Source organism: Brumimicrobium salinarum, assembly GCF_002844555.1.
Lineage (GTDB): Bacteria > Bacteroidota > Bacteroidia > Flavobacteriales_D > Crocinitomicaceae > Brumimicrobium > Brumimicrobium salinarum.
On record NZ_PJNI01000020.1, the window covers coordinates 1 to 20,941 of the forward strand.

Genomic DNA, 20,941 nt, shown 5'->3' on the forward strand with positions numbered 1-20,941 from the left:
ACAATAACCTATACAGTTACTGGAACAGGTGGTTGTTCAGATGCTACAGCAACACGAACAGTAACCGTAGATCCTCTACCAACAGTAACCATCCCATCAAGCGGAATTCTTTGTGAAGGAGCGACTTTAAACGTAACTCCTGCAACGGGTGGAACATGGGCAAGTAGTGATGTGAGTGTAGTTACGATCACAAACGGTGGAGTGGTAACAGGTGTTTCTGAGGGAACAGCGGACATGGTTTTCACATCGACATCAACAGGTTGTTCTAGTACACCAGGAGATGGAACCATCACCGTTAATCCATTGCCTACCTTTACAGTAGCATTAACAGATCCTAGTTCTTGTGGTGCAACTGATGGTAACATTACAATATCTGGATTAAATACATCAACAAGTTATGATGTATCAATAGCTTCTGGAGCACTAAACACTCAAACTTCAAATGCTGCAGGAGAAATTGTACTCTCAGGATTAGGAGCTGGTGGTTATTCTCCAATAGAAGTTGTTTTAAACGGTTGTTCAACAATTGACAACACAGTGTATGATTTAAACGATCCTTCTTCACCTACAATTACAGTTCCTTCTGGAGGTGTTATTTGTGAAGGAGAAACCTTAAATCTACTTCCATCAACTGGTGGAACATGGACAAGCAGTAATCCATCTGTAGCTACAATTGATAATGCTGGACTTTTAACAGGTATTTCTGCTGGTAATACTACAGTAATTTATACCGAGACTGCATCAGGTTGCTCAAGTATGGCTGCAGCTGGAAGTATAACTGTGAATCCAACACCATCGGTAACACTCCCTTCTGGTGGAAATGTATGTGAGGGAGCAACTTTAAATTTATCACCTTCAACAGGCGGAACATGGTCAAGTAGTGATGCAAATATAGCTACAATCACAAATGGTGGTCTAGTTACAGGAGTCGCTCAAGGAACAACTAATGTCATTTTTACATCAACAACAACGGGTTGTTCTAGTTCAGCAGCAGCAGGAACAATCACAGTGAATCCAATACCAACAATTACAGTACCTGCAAATAATTTAGTTTGTGAAGGTGCTACATTGAATTTAGAACCAACATCTGGTGGTACTTGGTCAACTAATGATGCAAGTATAGCTATAATTACAAATGATGGTGAAGTTACAGGAGTTGCTCAAGGCACAACAGAGATGATATTTACCAATACGACAACTGGATGCTCTAGTAATGAATCATCAGGAACAATAGACGTAAACGCAGCTCCTATGCTTACGATAGAAGAAATTATTTGTAATAAATTAGAAGGCAAATATTCGGTTGAGTATACAACAAATCCAGAAGCTACTATAACAGCAAGTTTAGGGAACGTTACACCCACGTCTATAACTGACATTCCAAATAATCAGGAGGTGGAGATTATGGCAACAACAGATGGTTGCCCTTCAATTACAGAGACAGTAATTACGAATGACTGTATCGAAATTACAATTGACATTTCAAATGGTGTATCTCCGAATGGCGATGGTTTAAATGATTTCTTTGAAGTAACGAATTTGGAAAATTATCCGAACAACAGCATCCTTATATTTAACAGATGGGGCGATAAAGTATTTGAAGAAGCACCTTATAAAAATAGCTGGGAAGGACAAAACAATTCAGGTGGACTTGGAGAAAACAAACTACCAGCAGGAACATACTTTTACATACTTAAACTAGATGATAATCAAGATCCTATTAAAGGATATATAGAATTAAAAAGATAAAAATAACTTAAAAGCAATCATCATGAATAAACTACTAGTCGGAAGCTTTTTATTGTTTTTGACCTCATCATTTTTGTTGGGTCAGAATAAATTAAATATAACACAATATATGATCCACCAACCCATATTAAATATGGCTTCCATTGGTGGGAACAACACAATCAATGCTGCGCTGGTTCATCGCCAACAATGGGTCGGATTTGAAGGAGCGCCAGCTACATCATTTTTTAGTGTTAATTCACCTATAAAGACAACAAATTTGCATATAGGAGGAATAGCTTCATTTGATAGAATTGGATCTAATTCAATTACAAATATCAATCTTGGTGTTGCCTATCGAATGAAGTTGAATACTAAAAATTACTTATCATTATCTTTGAAAGGTGGAATTACAAATACTAGTTCTGATTATTCGACTTTATCACTAAAAGATGAGATTGACCCCAAGTTCTCCTCAACATCAGTAAATGAGCTCCAACCAGACTTTGGATTCAGCGCTTATTTCTTTTCAAGAAAATATTACATAGGTTTGGCCATTCCATCCTTAATAAGAAACTCTAACTTTTATACAGAAAATCAACTCGTAATACCGCAAGATTTTCATTATTTTACTACAGCTGGTTATGAGTTTAACTTAAGTAATTCATTGGACCTAGGCATTTCAACCTTGATAAAAGGAGTTTTAGGATCACCTGTTCAAGCTGATTTAAATGCACGTTTACTTTATAAAGAATTTTTAGGTATAGGTGTTTCTTACAGATCTTCAAATGATATAGCACTATTGATGTCGGTTAAAATGTTTGATAAACTTACGCTTGCATACAGTTATGATCTAGGAATATCTGAAATTTCTAGATATCATAGTAATACACATGAAATAATGTTGACTTTTGATACTCCATCTAGAGATCTATTAAAAGTTGCATCTCCACGATTCTAACACAACTCTATTTAAAATCTGATTATGAAAAATTTATTATTAATGGTTTTAATAATTGCCTATGCAACGTCTGCTAAAGGGCAAAGTAAAGCTAATAATTATTATGAGGCTGGATATTACAAAGAAGCAAGTATAATATTTGAAAAAGAAATCAAGAAAGATAAAGGGAATAATAAAATGCTCCAGCTAAAACTTGCTGACAGCTACTTCCATTTAAAGAAATTTGAAAGTAGTATTAAACTTTATGAAGATCTTTATAAGAGAAGTATCAAAGATTCAATTGTCTTAATAAGACTAGCTGAGTTAAAGAGAATGTTTTGCGATTTTGATGAATCACAACAATATTATTCTGAATACGATGACGTTTTTTTATCGAAACAAAATAAAGCGAAATTCAATTTTGAAAAAATAATTGAATCTAAAATTAATTTTCCGCAATCAAACATTAATACTTCAAGTTCTGCTGAACTTGAAATTCTTAAATTACCACAAGTGGATAAGGGAATGGGATATACATTTCTTGGCAATGGAGATCTATTAGGAGCAATCAGTCATAAAGATAAAGAAGCGCGATCAACATTTACTACATTAGGTGTCTTCAATTCTGCATCAGACTTTCAACAGGTAAAAACATTCAGCTTCAATAAGGAAACATCTTTCTTCAATGCGTTTCCTAGCTATTGCAAACAATCAAACACTTTATACTTCACAGCTAACATCAGCGATAAGAGATTATCATTTAAAGAAAGACAGAATGTACTTCAGATTTACTCAATAAACTTATCTTCAGAAGATAACGAACCTGAACTTTTAAGCTTTAACATGCCAGATTATAATTTTACACATCCGGCTATTTCAGATAACGGAAAGAGATTATATTTCGTTTCTAACAAACCTGGAGGTATTGGTGGATTCGATGTTTATTATGTAAATAAAACAAATGATGGATGGTCTGAAATAAAAAATTGTGGTGAGCATATAAACACTCCTTTTGATGAGCTAACGCCTTATTCAAAAGAAGAGACTTTATATTTTTCAAGCTATGGACATAATAATTATGGCGGATCAGACATTTTTAAAAGCCAAACAAATAAAGGTGAGTTTTTAAAAGCCACTAACCTGGGACAACCCATCAATAGTTGTATGAATGACTTTTCATTTATTTTAGCACCTGACTCTGGTGAAGGACTATTTACTTCTGATCGAAATCACAAAGATGAAAATAAAGATGATGTCTATAAGGTGACTTTCCCTGTAATTAAAAGACTAATTACAGATGAACGTTCAAAAGATCCAATCTCCGATGTGTCTATTTTATTTAACGATGAGACAAGTTTTCTATCTGACGATCAAGGAAAATGGACAAAACAAATTTCACTCGGGACGGATACTGAGATAACGTTTGACCATCCTTATTACAATACGAAAACTTTAAAATATAAGAATCTTTCCATTGAGAATTTAAATGAGTTAAAACTTGTCTCTCTTACTCCAAACTTATTGATTGGTCAGGTGAAAGATGACATTACAGGTAATACATTAAAAGGAGCGTCTGTATCATTATATGAAAAAACTAAGAACGATAAGTGGGAGCTTGTGGAAGTTAAAAAAACGGATGGTGATGGGAAATGGGAGTTTCATGTTCGCAAAGACAGAACTCATAAAGTTGTCCTTGAAAAAGACAATTACCTAACACATAATGAAATTATTCCACGCAAAAATGAAAATGAAAAATTAAGAAATGAGGCTTTAACTAGAATTAATCCTTTTTTAATGAAATATGAAGTCAAGAAAGATTTGATTATTCAAATTGATAATATATATTTCGACTTTAATAGTTCATATATTCGTGAAGAATCATTTCCAGTACTTGATAAAGTAAAGAATTTTTTAAATGAAAATCCAAATATAAATATAGAACTTAGTGCTCACACGGACTGTATAGGAAAAGATAATTATAACTTATGGTTATCTGACAGAAGGGCAAGTAGAAGTAAAAAATATTTAGTAGAGGCAGGTATAGATCCAAAAAGGATAAAAGCTAAAGGATATGGAGAACAAAAAATGATTGTTAAGGATTGTGAATTACAAAAAAGAGATGATAAAGAAGCTCAAAAAAACAGAAGAGTCGAAGTTAAAATCTTGTAAATAAAAAGATTATGGTCATTAACAATCAATACCTTAGTGTTTTTTCAGATCGCTATACTCAAATTTATAGGGAATCCTGTATTATTAAACATGAAGAAATTACCAATATTTTGAATGATGTAAAATCGTCCTTAGACATTGATTTTGTTACAAAAAAACGCATCTACTCTATTGTTAATGAACTTCTTGAAAACACAATGCTTCATAGCGATCATAGCGAAAGCGAGGTTGAATTAGTTATACTAAAAACGGATGACTGCTATAGAATAATTACCATAAACACTATATCTGTTGACGAGAGACACAATCTTTTATCTTATTCTACTAATATTAATTCATTAAGCATCCAAGAATTAAAAAATCAATACAAAGAAAAATTATTGAATGGTGAAATAAACGACAAAGGCACAATCGGTGTAGGTATGGAACTAATTCGCTTACAATCCAATAATAAAATATTAATCTCAACTGATGATAATAGCAATGTTATTATCGATGTCAGACTTGACAAGTTATAAACTTTAACCCAATTAACATAAATCATATGCAACGTTTAAAAATTGATCCAACAGCTAGTAGTTTTTTTGTTGATTTAAATGCTGATACTGGAATATTTAATTTTCAAGGAGAATCAAGACCCGAAAATGCACCCAGCTTTTTTGAACCCATTATAGCGTGGCTAATCACCTATAGAAATACAATAGAAAAAGACAAAGACAGTCACCACTTAAAGGTGATTTTCAAACTCGATTATTTTAATTCAACATCTACAAAGTATATAGTTGATATAGCCAAATTACTTAAATCGATTGATGACCTTCCCAATGTAAACCTGGCAACTGAATGGTTTTATAAAAGTATAGATGAAGACATCAGAGATAGTGGTAATGAACTTATAGACTGGACGGGCCTAAAAATAAAATTAATTCCCTACGATTAATTTCCATTTCAAGGGAAAGTGTTCCTTTTAAATTAAATACTTTAATACATTTCTATTCTTATTTACCCAATCATTGAAATAAATATTTGATTCATTGCCCATCTTTGATAAAATCCTATTTTTATAATTGTTTATCGATTTTTGCTGAATATTCATTTGCGTAGCAACTTCATTTGTGTTTAATCCTTCGAAAAAATGAGTCAATACCTCACGCTCTCTCTTTGTAAGTGTATTCAGCACAGGAAGAACTTTTTTAATGAATTGATTACTATTATGAAAATCAAGAGAAAACCATTCTGAACAGATAAACAAGTTAGATGTATAAACCCTAAGTATTACTTCCTTTAAACTTTCAGGAGAGATGTTTTTTGTGATATAGCCATTCGCGCCATATTCTTTGGCAATAAATATAAACTCTTTTGCCGTTTGTGATGTTAACATTATGATCTTAGAACTTAACCCCATCTCTTTTAATCGGATTAATGTTTTAATTCCATTTAGCTCATTCAGTTTGATACCTGAAATGATAACATCGGGTTGTTCCTCTTTTGCTTTACTTAATAAATCAATTCCAGAAGCGGACTCCAAAAAGTTTGTTCTTGGAAAAGAATCTATCAAAGTATTTATAAGACATTTTCTAAATAATTCGTGTTTATCTGCTATTAGAATGGTTGAAATCATCTAATCAAATATACTAAAAAAGTTTAAAGGTAAGATTGTTAGAATAGAACTTAAATAAAATGAATTAATATTCAAACTTATAGAAATAAACATGTGGATAATTTGAATCTAATATACAAACAAACACATTTAAAATTGTATGGGCTAGATATCACTCATCAATCCAATATACAAACATGAAAATCAAAACATTAAAAATATTGAGGGGTTAACACTTCTCAATAATTACTAACAACATGTTACATTTGTAATAAATTAACACAATATATAACACAATGCAGAAGCCAAACTTAAATTTAAAAGCCTTAATATGGATTTTTATATTCATTATTTCAACAGCTCACGTGACCGCGCAAAACGTGGGAATAAACGAAGAAAACCCAACGAATACGCTACACATAAAACCGCTTAACACAGGAGATGAACCCTTAAGAATTGAAGGGTTAACCGCTGTGAGCGCTGGGGAAAATGCTTTATTAATCCACAACCCTTCAGTTGGTGTGGTACGCTATATTACCATTAATAACTTATCTGATTCTATATTAGAAAGCTTAGTGGTTAATCAAGTTTTTGTAGATAGTATGGTGAGTATGATTTATAATTATGGAGATACCTTACTACACAACGAAACATTTCTGACCAGTTTAGGTGATTCAATTGATACACATCTGGATTCTCTCACATTAAATGGGAACATCTTAAATGGATGGGTGGATGGAAATAATACTAGCGTTGACCTCACTAGCTTAACAGGTGTAAATCAAAACGATATTATCAATATCATTTATAATAACGGTGATACATTATTAAATAATACTACATTTTTGAACAATTTGCAAGATTCTATTGACACACATCTCGATTCTTTGGTTTTAAATGGTACATTGCTCTCAGGTTGGGTTGACGGAGCTAATAATACAGTTGATCTTGGCAACCTTATCGGTACAGATAATCAAAACCTAACGGGTGCAACTTTAAGTGGTACAACATTGACCATAGATATTCAAAATGGAACTTCCACATCAGTAGATCTTTCTTCGTTGATAGGAACAGATAATCAAGACCTAACAAATGCAACCCTTTCAGGAAATATTCTAACCATTGATATACAGAACGGAGCTTCCGTAAATGTTGATTTATCCAGTTTAGTTGGATCAGATAGTCAAAACTTAACCTTAACTGGAGACAATTTGAGTATTTCGAATGGAAACACTGTTATGTTAACTTCCCTGAAAGATCATGATTGGTATGAATCGGGTACAACAAATCAAGCGACGTCCATCAATCAAAGTATATTTACAAATGGAGATGTAGGAATAGGAAACAACAACCCGTTATCAAAATTACATCTATCTGGAAACCCTTTGGTAATGCGTCTTGAGAATACTTCTGGAGGAACTTGGGGATTAAATTCCACAAATGCTGGTGATTTTCGTTTGGAAAACATTTCAGGATCATCTACAGCGATAACAGCTTTAGGAAGCAATGACTATGTAGGAATTGGAACAAACAATCCTACACACAGACTTGAAGTAAACGGTGAAGTATTAATTGATAATGGAACAAACGATGGTGCAAGATTAATTTTCAGAGGAGGAACGGGAGCCACTGAAGAATACCGTGCGCGAGTTGGACTGACAGGTAACCTAGGCTTCTTTCCAATTGAAGCAGGATTACCGGGCTACATGGGAGAAGCATTAGTGTTAACTCAAGATGCTAAAGTTGGAGTTGGTGATCATCAAGCACCATTATATGCACTTGAGTTAAAAAATCAAATGAGCTTATATGGGCAGGCAAGGGCTACAGGGTGGCTTACATATTCGGATGAACGAATTAAAAGTAACCGTCAATCAATTGGAGATGCAGTAGGCACCATTAAAAAGCTTAATCCTGTTTATTATTTCCAACATAATTCTGAAAAAACAGAAAATGGATTGGCTATCTCAGATAAAGGCGGGTATTCTTACGGGTTCTTAGCGCAAGAGCTTTATAAAGTAGTACCTGAAATGGTATTTAAACCAAAGAATGACTCCGATGAATTGTGGAGTGTTGATTACATTAAATTAATTCCAATTCTAACAAAAGCAATACAGGAACAACAACTTGAAATTGACGCTTTGAAAACTGAAAATCAACAGTTGGTAGAACAACAAAATAAATTTGAAGAGTTGGAAAACGAAGTTGAAGAACTAAAGAATCAAATAAAAACACTAATTGAAAATACTAAATAACATGCGAGTTTTACTTTTTATTGTTATTCTAACTTTTGTTCATAAGCTATCAATAGCACAAGATATTACTCTAGTGAATTCGGAATTAACCGTACAATCAGGTGCTGTAATTACAATTCAAGGAGGCGTGAAAGCCGAATCAAATGGGCGTATTGATAATTCAGGAGAAATTCAAATTCGGAATGATATTGAAAACAACAGTGGTGGAGTTTTGTTTACCAATCAAAACGCTGGAGAAGTACTATTGTATGGTAACAATCAAGAAATTTTAGGTATAGATTCAACTGTTTTTTACAATTTATATTTTTCAGGCAACACACTTGATGAAAAGTCATTTCTAACATCAGCAAGCATATTGAATGAATTAGATATTAATAATCAAATATTAGAAACAAATGTAAACAAGGTGTATTTACTCAATCCTAGTTTAAACTCCTTATTTGTTGATCAAGGATTTATTTCATCAAATACCTTAGGTGGTTACTTTGTAAGAGCTACCAATTCATCGAATGAATATCTTTTCCCTACTGGCGCAACGAATTTATCACCCAATCATAGAGTGGTATTGATAACGCCTGATGATAATTCGACTAATCTTTTTCAAGTGCGTCTTTCCAATATTGGAAGTTCTATGGATAATAGCGGAACAAGTGCTTCTGGCGCCACTGGTCCATTTGATATAAATCTAAAAACAAACGATCTTGGTGAAATAAACAATGCGTATTATCATAATATTCATCAATTATCTGGTAATTCATCTGCAGAAATCAAACTATTTTGGAATGTAACAGATGGAAATTTTAAAACGATTGCACAATGGAGAGGTACTCAATTTTATGATGCACTAGCAGATTTAGAATTAGATAATTATTTTAATCTTGATCGCGCCTTGAGTATTAAAAACTATACTCAAATTCAAGATGATGTTTTTGCGCTAGCAGATGTAAACATTGAAATAAACATACCGAATGGAGTTTCTGCCAATAATGACGGAATAAATGATCTTTTTTATATCGAAAGTTTGGAATACTATCCAAACAACTCTTTAACCATATTTAATAGATGGGGAGATGAAGTTTTTTCTGCGCAGCCTTATGAAAATGATTGGTCGGGACAAAGCAATGTTCAGGGAGCAATTGGTGGTGATGACTTACCTGCGGGAACATACTATTATTTATTTAAGCCCGATGATGAAAGCGAAGTATTGAAAGGTTTTATTGAATTTAAAAAGAAATAAAGATGAGAAATTTTATTGTATCTGTTATTATCATTTTGAATTGCTTACTCTCTTTTAGCCAAAATCAACATTTCGTTACACAATATATGATTCATCAGCCAATTTTAAACATGGCTGCTATTGCCGCTAACGATCATATCAATGTAGCCGGTTTACACAGGCAACAGTGGGTCGGATTTGAGGGGGCTCCAAAAACATCATTATTTAGTATTAATGCGCCTATAAAATCCACAAAATTACATATTGGAGGTATAGTCGCTTATGATCAAATAGGAGCTAACGCAATCACTAATGTAGATTTGGGAATTGCTTATCGTATGAAATTATCGCGTAATTTATTCTTATCACTCGCATTAAAAGGTGGCATGATGAATACTGCGGCAGATTATTCTGAACTTTACCTGAACACGCTAAACGATCCTTCGTTTCCAGAAACAGCTACCAACAAAATCCAACCAAGTTTTGGGTTTAGTACTTATTTATTTTCAGACAATTATTATGTCGGTATTGCTGTACCAACATTTCTTAACAACACAACATTTTATGATAATGAGCAACGCTTTACGCCAAAAGACTTTCATTACTTTCTAACAGGTGGCTACCAATTTCAACTTTCAAAATCCTTTAAATTAGGTGTCTCAACATTATTAAAAGGAGTTATTGCGGCACCGTTACAAGCTGATTTCAATGCACGATTGCTATACAATGACTTTATAGGTTTAGGCCTAACCTACCGAACTTCTAATGATTTGGCAGCTATATTTTCAATAAAAGCTTTTAATCAGCTTACAATCTCTTACAGTTACGACTTTGGCATGTCTGAATTATCCAGACACCATAGTAATACACACGAAATCATGCTCGTTTTCGATGCACCTTCAAGAAATCTTATTCCAGTTACCTCACCCAGGTTTTAAAATTTAAAGCTTCACAACCATGTTAAAAACAGTTACGTTACTTATTTCTATCTTATTAGCTGGTGTAATCCAAGCTCAAACTACAGCAATGGAATATTATAATGCGAAGTACTTCAAAGAAGCCAGCTTAAGATTTGAAAAAACATTGGCTGAAGAAGGACAATTAGAAAATGATGAGCTAAAAAAACTGGCTGATTGTTATTATCAAATGAACAGAGTAGCATCAAGTGTAAAAGCTTACAAAGAGATATACAAGGAAAATGAGCAAGACACCACAGCTTTAAAAAGATTGGTAGAACTCATGAGGATGCAGTGTAATTATGATGCAGCAGACAAATACTTAGCACAGCTCAACTACAGCTCTATGAGAAACAAGCGATTTAGAAATGATAGGATCCTGTTTCCGCAAAACAATAGTAAAAAAAATAAGGCTTTAACAATAAAACAAATTAATATCCCAAATATCCATCAAGGTATGGGATACACATTTAAAGAAAACGGCGATTTAATTGCAGGATTACAATTAGAAAACAAAGAAGATCAAACAACATTTACAACATTGGGAACAATAGATAAAGGCAGCAGCGTTCAGCATATTCAACCTTTACCTTTTGAGGAAGAAACTCCCTTTTTTAATGCCTATCCGAGTTTTTGTAGCCAGTCAAACAAAATCTATTTCACAGCAAATATAAACAGTAAAAAAAGATCATTCCGTGAGCAGAAAAATGTTCTACAATTGTTCGAAATGGATATTACGGAAGGTCGCGCTTCTTCTACTCTACTTTCATTTAATCAAGAAGCGTATAATTTTACCCATCCCGCAATATCTGCAGATGGTAAGCGCTTATATTTTGTTTCTGACAAACCAAATGGATTTGGTGGTTTTGATGTTTATTATGTTCAAAAAACCGAAACGGGTTGGTCAGAGATAATTAATTGTGGTAAAAATGTGAATACAGCTTACGACGAAATAACACCTTTTGTTAAAAATGATTCCTTGTTTTATTCGAGCTATGGACATGAAAACCATGGAGGTTCTGATGTGTTTTTAAGTCAAATCAATCAGAATGAATTCACCGAAGCTAAAAATTTAGGTTTTCCAATAAATAGCTGTCAAGATGATTTTTCATTTGTACTTTCACCAGACATTTCTTTCGGACTTTTAACTTCTAACAGAAACTATAATGATGCCAATCAAGATGATGTATTTCAAATTAAATTTCCAGCTTATGACTATTTTGTAAAGGATACCGTTTCCAACCTTCCAATTGCAGCGGTAGATATTTTAATTAATAAAAAAACCGCAACCCAAACTGATACTTTAGGAAAATGGGAAAAATTAATCCAAAATGAACAAAAATTAAAGATCACCTATGATCATCCTTATTACGTAACAAAAACACTATCTTTTAACGAGAAATCTACTATGATTCATAAAAGTTTAAAACAAGTACAACTACAACCTGTACTTATCTCTGGGAGAGTTATAGATGATATCACAGGAAATGAAATTAGCGATATTGAAGTTCAACTTCTTGTTAAGTCAGAAGATGGAACCTGGAATTTTGTAGAAAAAAAACAAACTGATCTTGAAGGAAAATGGTCATTTCATGTACGTAAGGACAAAGCCTACAAAGTGATTTTTGAAAAGGACGATTATATAGCGCATGAAGAAATAATTCCTGAATTTGATGGACCTCAAGAAATCAGAGAGGAGGTTTTGTCTCGTATGAATCCATTCTCAATGAAGTATGAAGCCAAGAAGGATTTAGTAATTCAAATTGACAATATTTATTTCGATTTTAACAGTTCTTACATCAGAGAAGACTCCTATCCTGTTTTGGATAAGGTAAAAGGGTTTTTAGATGATAATCCTGACGTTAAAATTGAATTAAGCGCACATACGGACTGCCTTGGAAAAGATGATTATAATTTATGGTTATCCGATCGGAGAGCAAAAAGCAGTAAAAATTATTTGGTAAAGTTAGGCGTTTCTCCCAATCGCATTAAAGCTAAAGGTTATGGTGAACAGAGAATGATTGTTACAGACTGCGAATTACAAAAAAGAGATGACAATGAAGCCCAAAAAAACAGAAGGGTTGAAGTTAAAGTTTTATAGAATTCACTGGGTATTTAGTATTCTAAAATTGTAATGGTAATATCAAAATGTAAACTTCATACTGCGTTCATCTAAAATGGCAAAGCTAACTTTAAATGTAGTTCTAGGATCAATTTGATTTCCATCTGAGAAAGCAGCGTAAATACCGAGACGTAATCTTCTTCTAGCAAATTTAAAAACACGCTCTAAACCTGCATAGAATTCATAATGTGTCCAATTATGTTCAGGAACCCATAAGTATCCTCCTCCTGCAACAGTCGAAATACGGGTTTTTTTCATGAATGGAATCTTATTAATTAATGCGCCATTAAAATGATGAATATAATGTGATTCAAAATACCAATTCATGGTAGGTAAAGTTGAGTCTAAATCTTGATAGGAGTACATTGGATTAGAAAATAAAATTGGATCAGAACGTCGATGATATTGCATATCTTCAGCACGTAGAATTTTTTTATTTAAGAACCTTCCTGTTGTGAGGTGATATTTAGAGGTTCCAAGGGTAGATATTTTAAAGGTTTGAGTAGCACCAAATCTTATGTAATCATGGTTTACTTCACTACCGATAAATTCAGGAATTCCCTTTTCGTAATACATATAGAACATTGGCCATTTTGAGCCTAGAACAACCTTTCTATTGGGTTCTCTCATGTATTTTTGAAAAGGAGTATAACGTAACATTATATCAGCAATTAATGCGTTATACTCAATAAACTTAGGAGGTTCTGTATTTTCCAATGCATCATCAAACCATCGAATAAACTTTGTATCTTCTGGTAAAGGTCTTCTGTTGGTATACGTTAAACTACTCTCTAGATATAAGCCATTAAAGATTTCAAAATCATGATAGAGCGAACCAGATGTGCGCTCAATAAAATTATCACGTAAAAACACCTGTGTTAATGCATCATAAGAACGAATGAGGTCATAATTATGTGTTAAATTAATTCCTACCCGAGACTGCCGAAAAGGATTATACAGGTAACGCAAGTTGGTGTATCCTTTTATATCTCCATTGAGCACTCCCACATCAACGCGTGTATAACTATCAAAAGTTGTTTCATCATCCCATTTTTTAAAAAAATCAAAATCTGGACCTATTCTTGGGCCTGCGATATAAAGCGGTCTTAGCGTTGCAGCAATAGAGCTAATCGTCCATTGTGTTTTTTTTGCTCTATTCCTATGATCAATACCAAACCAAACTACTTTCCAAAAATCCACCTTATTAAAAACAGAATCTATGGAGTCTAAATAGGTTGTTTTGGTAAATAAATTCTCAATACTATCACGTTGTTTTATGTATTGCTGTTCTTTTGGTGTTAACGGTGTCAATCTCTTTGTTGACCAATAAGAGGAATCACGTTCGTATGCAGCTTGAGTCGTAACAGCCAGTTCATTTCCAAACATTTTCTTATCAAATGAAGGATTGAAATTATAGTTTTGATAATTAACAACCGTGCTACCTTCAAACTGCTCATTTTTATATGCAACATCATACTTCATGTCTTGTTGTTTAAGGACAGATAAGGTATCTCCATAAATTTCAAAATCTTGTACGACAGAAAAATGATCATAGATATATAGGTTTCCTTTTACAATAGTAAAATCGATTTTTTCTACCAGCCATGTGCTATCTTGTATATAAACAAAGCCGTCTAAAGTTGATGTAGAAATATTACGCGCACTAATTTTAATTTTATTGAGTGTAGGTAAATTTTCTCTTTTTATCTTCTCGATCAACTGATATTTGTAGGAGAGTATTCCAGCGGTTGATAAAGGAGATTGAATAGGTGATTTACTGAGGTCATCTAAGTAAAGTATATTTTGAAAGAAATTAAAATTTGACTTTGCGGTTGTTGTAAAATACAAGTTTCGATCACTACCCCTCTTGGTATATCCTGTTCTGACTTCCTTAATATTATTAGGTGGGGCGTAGCTTCTTTCCATTTCAACTTCCACCATATTTATGGCATTAAGTTGTCGCATTTTTTTCTCTTTTAAGGCTTCTGCATCATAGAATCGAGCATCATCATCTTCTGCATCTTCCGATTCGTCATTTTTTTCATTGTAATGTTCGGTCTTTTTCGCCTCATCTTTAGCCCTTATGTAAACATCACAAATGTGGGGATACATATTATGGTCAATTATATTTTTAACAGCTACCGTCTTCAATACGATCTCACGTCCGACATTTCGTCGTTTCTGAGCAAAATTAAATTCCTCTAAGTCTTTAACCTGCATTGGAAAGAGCTGCATATCAACCTTTTGATTCCTTTCTTCTACAATTAGATAATATTCTCGTTTTTGATAACCAGATGCAGAGAAAACAACGTAATACTCTCCTACCTCCAACCGCATCAAGTAATTACCCTCAATGTCGGCACGGGTTCGTAAATCCGCGTAATTTTTAACAAAAATATCTGCAAAAGGAATGCCTAAGTTAAGTTCATCGGTGACTTTTCCACTCACCACATACTGTGCTGACAGTTGAGGAACTATTAAAAGTAGCAAGACACTTGACAGTAACCTTAAAGAATATACACGTAGACTGTTGACCATTAAATTAATTCACCATCATTTTCATACTTATATTGAATAACAGCATAAATATAATTCGAATCTCATTATTACTAAAAAAAGACTTACTTTTTCTTACCTTTTTCTTCTAGATAGGCCTCATGCTTTTCCATTCTTTTCATCATAAAACGCCTTACAAAGTATAGTAATAAAGCTAGTACGCCGAAAAAGTAATAAGAAGCCCAGCGATCAAAGCCATCTGTAAGCCCCATATATGTTACCGCTACAATGGTTACTAATCCCATAGCCAACCAAAAGAATTGCATTATTTTATTGTATGTTTTCATCTTTTATTTATTGAGGTAAATTTTAGCGGTAGGTTCATAAAATTGCGCTGTATCAAAAGCTCGTGTTGTCCATGCGCCAACACCTGAAACAACCATATCAGGCGAGGTAATTACAACAGGTTTGTTGGTATAAATTGAATCACCTCCTTTATTCCAATACAAGACTTCTGTTGCCAGTGTTTTTTCTTGTTTAACGTTTAAAAACTTAACGCTATCTCGAACAGTAATATTCCCTGAGACTCCATCTATTTGACCATACAAGGAAGTTAAAACTGAAGCCACATCACCATCATCATTATAGAAGTTTACCTTTAGTCCGTCCTTAAACTCGGTTATTTTTTTGGGTTCGGCATAGGTTTCGGCAATTTTGGCAAAAATTTCTATTTGTGCATATCCTGAATCGGTATAAATTACATGTAACTCTTCACTAGTTTCATCAGGTTGATTTGGATGTGTAGTGATTTTTTTTACTTTTTGAAGATCATTTTCACACGAAATAAAGATTCCTGTCATGCTTAGCACAACAGGAATCAAAATAAAATATATACACTTAAACTTCAATTTTAATAAGCTTTAATTGTAAAGGTTTTCCCCCAACAACTCAAGGTAACTTGATCTCCAACAGATTTGTCTTCATTGAAAATATCAGTTGAACTTGGACATTGTGCTTTTAAAGAATTAACCAATGAGGTATTCCCCGATTTTTGAGCCAATTCTACAGCATAATAATTATTAGCCTTACGATCGAAAGTAGAGACACCACAATCATTCATTAAAGCATTCACACTTTTTGCAGCAATCTCATAACCTTTGGCTGCGTGTTTGCCTCCTAATGCAATCCCCGCATTATGGGCAGCTTTATAACTTCTTGAATTGAAATAAGACTGTGCAATTTTTAATTCTATATCATTTTTATCTTCTTCATTCTCGGTCATATCAACTGCTTGTTTAAAAGTAGCAATAGCACCAGAAGTATTTCCTCTACTTATCTGTAATTTAGCTTTTGCAAGAACAGCATCAACGGAAGGATCAATTGCAATAATAGTATCTACCAACATCGCATATTCATCGCTTTGTGTACAATCTTTACTCTCAAGCAATGCCATGAAGTTTTTAACAGTTGATTTTTTTGCTTCAACCTCCTGAGGTAAATCTTTTGCAAAAGCATTTATTTCTGGTAAAATCGATGCACAATCAGAAACAGTTTTATCAATTAATCTTGATAATTGACCCGTTGTTTTTTCTCCCATCTCACCTTTTGTAGCATAATCTGACAAGGTAAAATACTCCTCAATTAAGCGCTTTTTATAAGCTGCTTTTTGTTTTTCATCTTGTTCTTGTACCCATAAGTTGTATAAGTTTGCGTAATACTGACGTAAAAACGATTTACTTCCCTTTTCTTTTTGGTTATGAACACCACGTTTTAGGGCTTCATCTCCTTTTTGCATTCCTCCTGGTTCACCTTGAACGATGTAATAAAAACCAAGGTAAGATTGCCATTTCATTTGCATTCCGTGTGCTTCTTGACCTGCTTCATAAACCATAATCAAAGTATCTAAATATGCTGGTCCCTTAACAGTGTCTTTCTTATATTTACTGTACGACTTTTGCACTGCATAAATAAACGGACCATAAAAGTTTAATTCTAATTTTTCACATTCATTCAATGCTTTCATGTAAAATTTAGTAACTTTTTCATACTCCTTAGCTTTATATGCGTTTCCTGCGATTGCTTTAAAACGTGTACATTCATTAGGTGTATCCCCGTCTTGAGCAAAGGTAATAGCACCCAAACTCATTATAAAAAATGCTGTTAATATCAGTTTTTCGATTTTCATTTTATATACGTTTATTTATTAATCTAATTTATATTTTCTAAACCACTTGTCATATCCTGGAGCAATATTTATGCCGAGATTGAAGCCGAAATAATTTTCTTTAACCACTCCAGAACCTGCTCCTTTCCCCATAACTCCATAACTTCCTGATATGCTTAAAGTTGAAACCGCCCTACTAATTATCAACGGCAGCCCTAGACCAATACTCACTCCTTGATTTACAATTTGCTCCCCATTCATTTGATGTGGCGTATTCACATGATATGCGCCCACCCTATAATTCATTTTATCAAGAATGTTTATATAAGCAGAACGATCTGTTGCAATTCTGTGTGGTTTAAATTCGAAGCCAAAACGTAAGGCATCCGAATTAATATATTGCCCAGTTTCAGATTTCCCATCAAATGTTTCTTGGTAGCCACTCCAATCTGACATCGTATATTCTAAAGTAAACATATACGATCTTAGTTTTGAATTTCCAGATAATGAATCATTATGTGGTGTAAAGGTATAGGTTAAACCAACGCTTGTTTTGGCAGGCAAATAAAAATCCCCATCTATTCCAGTAGCATTGTATAAAGTGTCATACGTATCTTGGGAGACATAGTTTCCATAATATATTTTTCTTTGTGATTGTTCTGAACGAATACTTTTGGCTAGTCTATAAACACCTCCAAATCTTAAGCTATGTTGTCGTGAAAAACGATAGTCATAATTAATTCCTAGCTCAATTCCAAAATCCTTAGCACGTATAGCCTGTGATTCCATTCCACCAGTCTTTACACCACTAGCTTTCTTAAACGCCAGTCGTTCTCTATTTATTTTCCCAAAATAATATTTCCCATTAACACCAATAGAAAGGCTTTGCTTCCTGCGATCTATAATCGTTCCTGAAAAGCCAAGTAAGAATTCCTGAATTTCACCATCACCTGAGTAATTGTAAAATATACTGTCTCCTTCGACCATTTCAGCATCGTTAATTTCATATCCTGAACGACTTAAAGGTTTTAATCCTGCTGCAATTCCAAACCGTTTCGCAAACGGCACAACCAATGACATGTGAGTTATACTAGAAAAACGACCTTTTGTAGTTATGCCGTTATTTGAAAACTTTTTCTCAAAATGATTAACACCAATAGAAAATAATGGTAGCTGTTTGGCGATCAAAGCGTAAGTTGAAGGATTGTACAAATTAGTTTGACTTGAATCAGCCAATGCTGTAGCTGCTCCACCTAATCCAGAGAGGTAGGCATTTCCATAAAAACCTACATCACCGATTCCACGGGTAGAATAAGAGCTATTAGTGCTAATTTGTACCAGTGCGTTACCACTTAAGATGATAAAAAATGTCACTAATAAAATTCTAAACATTGTATTTTAATATTATGTGCAAACCTTTAACGGTCAAATTATCCTCGGCAAAGATGCTATTTTTTAATTCTTTATCAAATCTTTTATGGTCTCCACCTGTCAAAAAAATTGTTAACGGTTGATATTGTTGAGTGTAGCTGGCAATAAATCCTTCGATTTCTGCTTGAATTCCGTTAATAACTCCTGACAACATAGCTTTTTTAGTCGTTCTTCCAATTAAGGGTGTAACATCTTCTAATTCTAATAAAGGCAAAGCACCCGTAAATTCATGCATTGCTTTCAAACGCATGGCATATCCTGGAGCAATAGACCCTCCTTGATATTTGTCCTTCAGGACAAGGTCAAATTTTATACATGTCCCAATATCAATTACCAAGGCATGGTCGGTATTCGAATAGTAGTGTGCCGCTACAGCATTTGCAATTCTATCCGCACCTAAGGTATTTGGTGTTTCATAAGCATCAATAGAAATAGGCAAAGGAGTTTGATTACTTAAAACCACATTCGGTTCAAGTAAATCGCTTACCCATTTTAACTTTTCTTTGTCCAAAACAGAAGATAAGATACTTGTCGTTAATTTTTTTGCACTTAAAACAAGTTTTATTTTTTCTAAGTCCTCCAAAGCGATTTGCTGATGGCCTACGATCTCATCATTTTCAAAATCAACAACTTTGACCCGAGTATTTCCAGCATCAACGACACAGTATTTTATTTTTTCAGACATCTCTTGCAAAGTTAATAGAAGATTTTTAAAAATATATTCAAATTATTGTTGACAGAACAAATTTAGTTACTATCTTTGCCCGCACCTAATAATAAACCCAACCGATAAAAAGGTGATGTAGCTCAGTTGGTAGAGCAAAGGACTGAAAATCCTTGTGTCGGCGGTTCGATTCCGTCCATCACCACTACAAGAACCCCAACAGCCCACAAATAAAGGCGTTGGGGTTCTTCATTTGAATTACATTGTTTGATTTCGGAAAATAGTCTGAACTGTGATTCATTTGATTTTCGGATTACCTTGATTCTTAAATCAGAATTCAATTTAAATCAAACTTCACGTCTAAATCACACCCAATCACTTAATCACAAGAATCATAGTGCTGACAACTCCACGCCCAAATCACAACCAATCATAGAACTTGTAGGCATGTCAATAATTACATTACTGATTGTAAATCCTGCACCATCAAAAGTTCCCGAAAAAGGCTGAGCATCATCTACTCCAATTGGCGACCATAAATGAGCTGACAAATCAATATCTGAAGTCAAGGTAATTGTAACCCCGGAGAAGTCATTTCCATTAGCCGTCAATTCTGCCAAACCTGCCAATTCCTCAGCAGAATTAATTGTTAAATCTGTTGATTGAGCACTGTACCATTGCGTATCAGTATTATCACTCCAATTTGTAGATGGATTCCCTTGAGAAAACCCGTTCATCGTTAATCCAAATAGGAATAACAAAAAGAATATTGTTTTTTGCATAATTGTATTTTTAATATTTAGCACAAAAATAGAGTAAGGATCTCTCCAACTCAAATATATAAAAGGTGTTAATTCGGGTTTTATGTTAACATTCTTGAAAGGCTAGTGATAGACAAAGTTTAATCCGAATTATTCAGCGCATTTCCTATTTTAAACAAATACTTAGCTGATTTTTAAACCAATCATTTATTTTTATAAGACATAAATCTACCCCAAATTTGGGTATCAGTCCTTAATGCTTGGATTCTTTTGATTTATATTTCAATTGTAATCTGTTGATATAGAATACTATTATCATCAAATCACGAATATCATCTAAAATGCAAAATAGTCTTATGAACCGAGCTTGCGAGCCATACGAAGTTAATACTGCGGTATAAATCAAAAAAAGACGGAAATTATCCGTCTTTTTCGATTTGTA

Annotated in this window: 17 protein-coding genes and 1 tRNA gene; 10 read left to right on the plus strand and 8 right to left on the minus strand. The window is 33.6% G+C overall.

Going from position 1 to position 20,941, the window contains the following annotated elements:
• From CW751_RS13655 to CW751_RS13675, 5 genes are all read left to right on the plus strand, one after another.
• A partial coding sequence (locus CW751_RS13655; RefSeq protein WP_133122229.1) for a T9SS type B sorting domain-containing protein occupies positions 1–1,749 on the plus strand: 1,749 nt, incomplete at its 5' end.
• A 22-nt stretch (positions 1,750–1,771) separates the two neighbouring features.
• Complete coding sequence (locus CW751_RS13660; RefSeq protein WP_101335592.1) at positions 1,772–2,689, plus strand: PorP/SprF family type IX secretion system membrane protein; 918 nt, start codon at positions 1,772–1,774, stop codon at positions 2,687–2,689.
• 24 nt (positions 2,690–2,713) lie between these two features.
• Positions 2,714–4,837, plus strand: coding sequence for an OmpA family protein (locus tag CW751_RS13665; RefSeq protein WP_101335593.1), 2,124 nt, complete (start codon positions 2,714–2,716; stop codon positions 4,835–4,837).
• A gap of 11 nt (positions 4,838–4,848) precedes the next feature.
• Positions 4,849–5,355 carry a DUF6272 family protein gene (locus tag CW751_RS13670; RefSeq protein WP_101335594.1) on the plus strand — a complete coding sequence of 169 codons (507 nt, stop codon included), beginning with the start codon at positions 4,849–4,851 and terminating at the stop codon, positions 5,353–5,355.
• A gap of 26 nt (positions 5,356–5,381) precedes the next feature.
• A complete protein-coding gene (locus CW751_RS13675; protein WP_101335595.1) occupies positions 5,382–5,777 on the plus strand; it encodes a DUF1987 domain-containing protein in 396 nt (131 codons plus the stop codon).
• Positions 5,778–5,804: 27 nt separating this feature from the next.
• Here the strand turns inward: CW751_RS13675 and CW751_RS13680 are convergent, their stop codons facing one another.
• Positions 5,805–6,458, minus strand: a complete 654-nt coding sequence (locus CW751_RS13680) for a response regulator transcription factor (RefSeq protein WP_101335596.1) — start codon at positions 6,456–6,458, stop codon at positions 5,805–5,807.
• A 275-nt stretch (positions 6,459–6,733) separates the two neighbouring features.
• On the opposite strand from CW751_RS13680, the gene CW751_RS13685 reads away from it, so the two are divergent.
• The 4 genes from CW751_RS13685 to CW751_RS13700 are packed head-to-tail and all read left to right on the plus strand — an operon-like array spanning position 6,734 to position 12,962.
• Complete coding sequence (locus tag CW751_RS13685) at positions 6,734–8,689, plus strand: tail fiber domain-containing protein (RefSeq protein ID WP_101335597.1); 1,956 nt, start codon at positions 6,734–6,736, stop codon at positions 8,687–8,689.
• On the plus strand, positions 8,673–9,926 hold the full coding sequence (locus CW751_RS13690) for a gliding motility-associated C-terminal domain-containing protein (RefSeq protein ID WP_133122230.1): 1,254 nt from the start codon (positions 8,673–8,675) through the stop codon (positions 9,924–9,926). Before CW751_RS13685 ends, CW751_RS13690 begins: the two co-directional genes overlap by 17 nt.
• Before the next feature lie 2 nt (positions 9,927–9,928).
• Positions 9,929–10,843 (plus strand): PorP/SprF family type IX secretion system membrane protein, encoded by a 915-nt coding sequence (locus CW751_RS13695; RefSeq protein WP_101335599.1) that lies wholly within the window; start codon positions 9,929–9,931, stop codon positions 10,841–10,843.
• Between the two features lie 19 nt (positions 10,844–10,862).
• Positions 10,863–12,962, plus strand: coding sequence for an OmpA family protein (locus CW751_RS13700; protein ID WP_101335600.1), 2,100 nt, complete (start codon positions 10,863–10,865; stop codon positions 12,960–12,962).
• Between the two features lie 42 nt (positions 12,963–13,004).
• Here CW751_RS13700 and CW751_RS13705 read toward each other — a convergent pair whose 3' ends face one another.
• The 6 genes from CW751_RS13705 to CW751_RS13730 all read right to left on the minus strand — a co-directional run bounded on the left by CW751_RS13705 (position 13,005) and on the right by CW751_RS13730 (position 19,759).
• Positions 13,005–15,431, minus strand: a complete 2,427-nt coding sequence (locus tag CW751_RS13705) for a DUF5686 family protein (RefSeq protein WP_205677837.1) — start codon at positions 15,429–15,431, stop codon at positions 13,005–13,007.
• A gap of 173 nt (positions 15,432–15,604) precedes the next feature.
• A complete protein-coding gene (locus CW751_RS13710; RefSeq protein ID WP_101335602.1) occupies positions 15,605–15,826 on the minus strand; it encodes a hypothetical protein in 222 nt (73 codons plus the stop codon).
• A 3-nt stretch (positions 15,827–15,829) separates the two neighbouring features.
• Entirely contained in the window at positions 15,830–16,387 is a 558-nt protein-coding gene (gene lptC / locus CW751_RS13715; protein WP_165779314.1) for an LPS export ABC transporter periplasmic protein LptC, read from the minus strand.
• A gap of 2 nt (positions 16,388–16,389) precedes the next feature.
• Complete coding sequence (locus CW751_RS13720; RefSeq protein WP_133122231.1) at positions 16,390–17,664, minus strand: hypothetical protein; 1,275 nt, start codon at positions 17,662–17,664, stop codon at positions 16,390–16,392.
• An 18-nt stretch (positions 17,665–17,682) separates the two neighbouring features.
• The gene (locus tag CW751_RS13725) at positions 17,683–19,035 is read right to left on the minus strand and encodes a hypothetical protein (protein WP_101335605.1); all 1,353 of its coding nucleotides are present in this window, start codon (positions 19,033–19,035) and stop codon (positions 17,683–17,685) included.
• Entirely contained in the window at positions 19,028–19,759 is a 732-nt protein-coding gene (locus CW751_RS13730) for a type III pantothenate kinase (protein WP_101335606.1), read from the minus strand. The genes CW751_RS13725 and CW751_RS13730 overlap by 8 nt, the downstream gene beginning before the upstream one ends.
• Positions 19,760–19,870: 111 nt before the next feature.
• On the opposite strand from CW751_RS13730, the gene CW751_RS13735 reads away from it, so the two are divergent.
• Positions 19,871–19,943 (plus strand) — tRNA-Phe (locus tag CW751_RS13735).
• 187 nt (positions 19,944–20,130) lie between these two features.
• Here CW751_RS13735 and CW751_RS13740 read toward each other — a convergent pair.
• Positions 20,131–20,520, minus strand: a complete 390-nt coding sequence (locus tag CW751_RS13740) for a hypothetical protein (protein ID WP_101335607.1) — start codon at positions 20,518–20,520, stop codon at positions 20,131–20,133.
• Positions 20,521–20,941 lie beyond the last annotated feature (421 nt).

Bases quoted from the DNA above. Each gene is read 5' to 3' on its own strand.
- CW751_RS13675 (WP_101335595.1), top strand. From the start codon at position 5,382: ATGCAACGTTTAAAAATTGATCCAACAGCTAGTAGTTTTTTTGTTGAT.
- CW751_RS13680 (WP_101335596.1), bottom strand. From the start codon at position 6,458: ATGATTTCAACCATTCTAATAGCAGATAAACACGAATTATTTAGAAAA.
- CW751_RS13665 (WP_101335593.1), top strand. From the start codon at position 2,714: ATGAAAAATTTATTATTAATGGTTTTAATAATTGCCTATGCAACGTCT.
- CW751_RS13660 (WP_101335592.1), top strand. From the start codon at position 1,772: ATGAATAAACTACTAGTCGGAAGCTTTTTATTGTTTTTGACCTCATCA.
- CW751_RS13720 (WP_133122231.1), bottom strand. From the start codon at position 17,664: ATGAAAATCGAAAAACTGATATTAACAGCATTTTTTATAATGAGTTTG.
- CW751_RS13695 (WP_101335599.1), top strand. From the start codon at position 9,929: ATGAGAAATTTTATTGTATCTGTTATTATCATTTTGAATTGCTTACTC.
- CW751_RS13740 (WP_101335607.1), bottom strand. From the start codon at position 20,520: ATGCAAAAAACAATATTCTTTTTGTTATTCCTATTTGGATTAACGATG.
- CW751_RS13670 (WP_101335594.1), top strand. From the start codon at position 4,849: ATGGTCATTAACAATCAATACCTTAGTGTTTTTTCAGATCGCTATACT.
- CW751_RS13725 (WP_101335605.1), bottom strand. From the start codon at position 19,035: ATGTTTAGAATTTTATTAGTGACATTTTTTATCATCTTAAGTGGTAAC.
- CW751_RS13700 (WP_101335600.1), top strand. From the start codon at position 10,863: ATGTTAAAAACAGTTACGTTACTTATTTCTATCTTATTAGCTGGTGTA.
- CW751_RS13685 (WP_101335597.1), top strand. From the start codon at position 6,734: ATGCAGAAGCCAAACTTAAATTTAAAAGCCTTAATATGGATTTTTATA.
- CW751_RS13710 (WP_101335602.1), bottom strand. From the start codon at position 15,826: ATGAAAACATACAATAAAATAATGCAATTCTTTTGGTTGGCTATGGGA.
- CW751_RS13730 (WP_101335606.1), bottom strand. From the start codon at position 19,759: ATGTCTGAAAAAATAAAATACTGTGTCGTTGATGCTGGAAATACTCGG.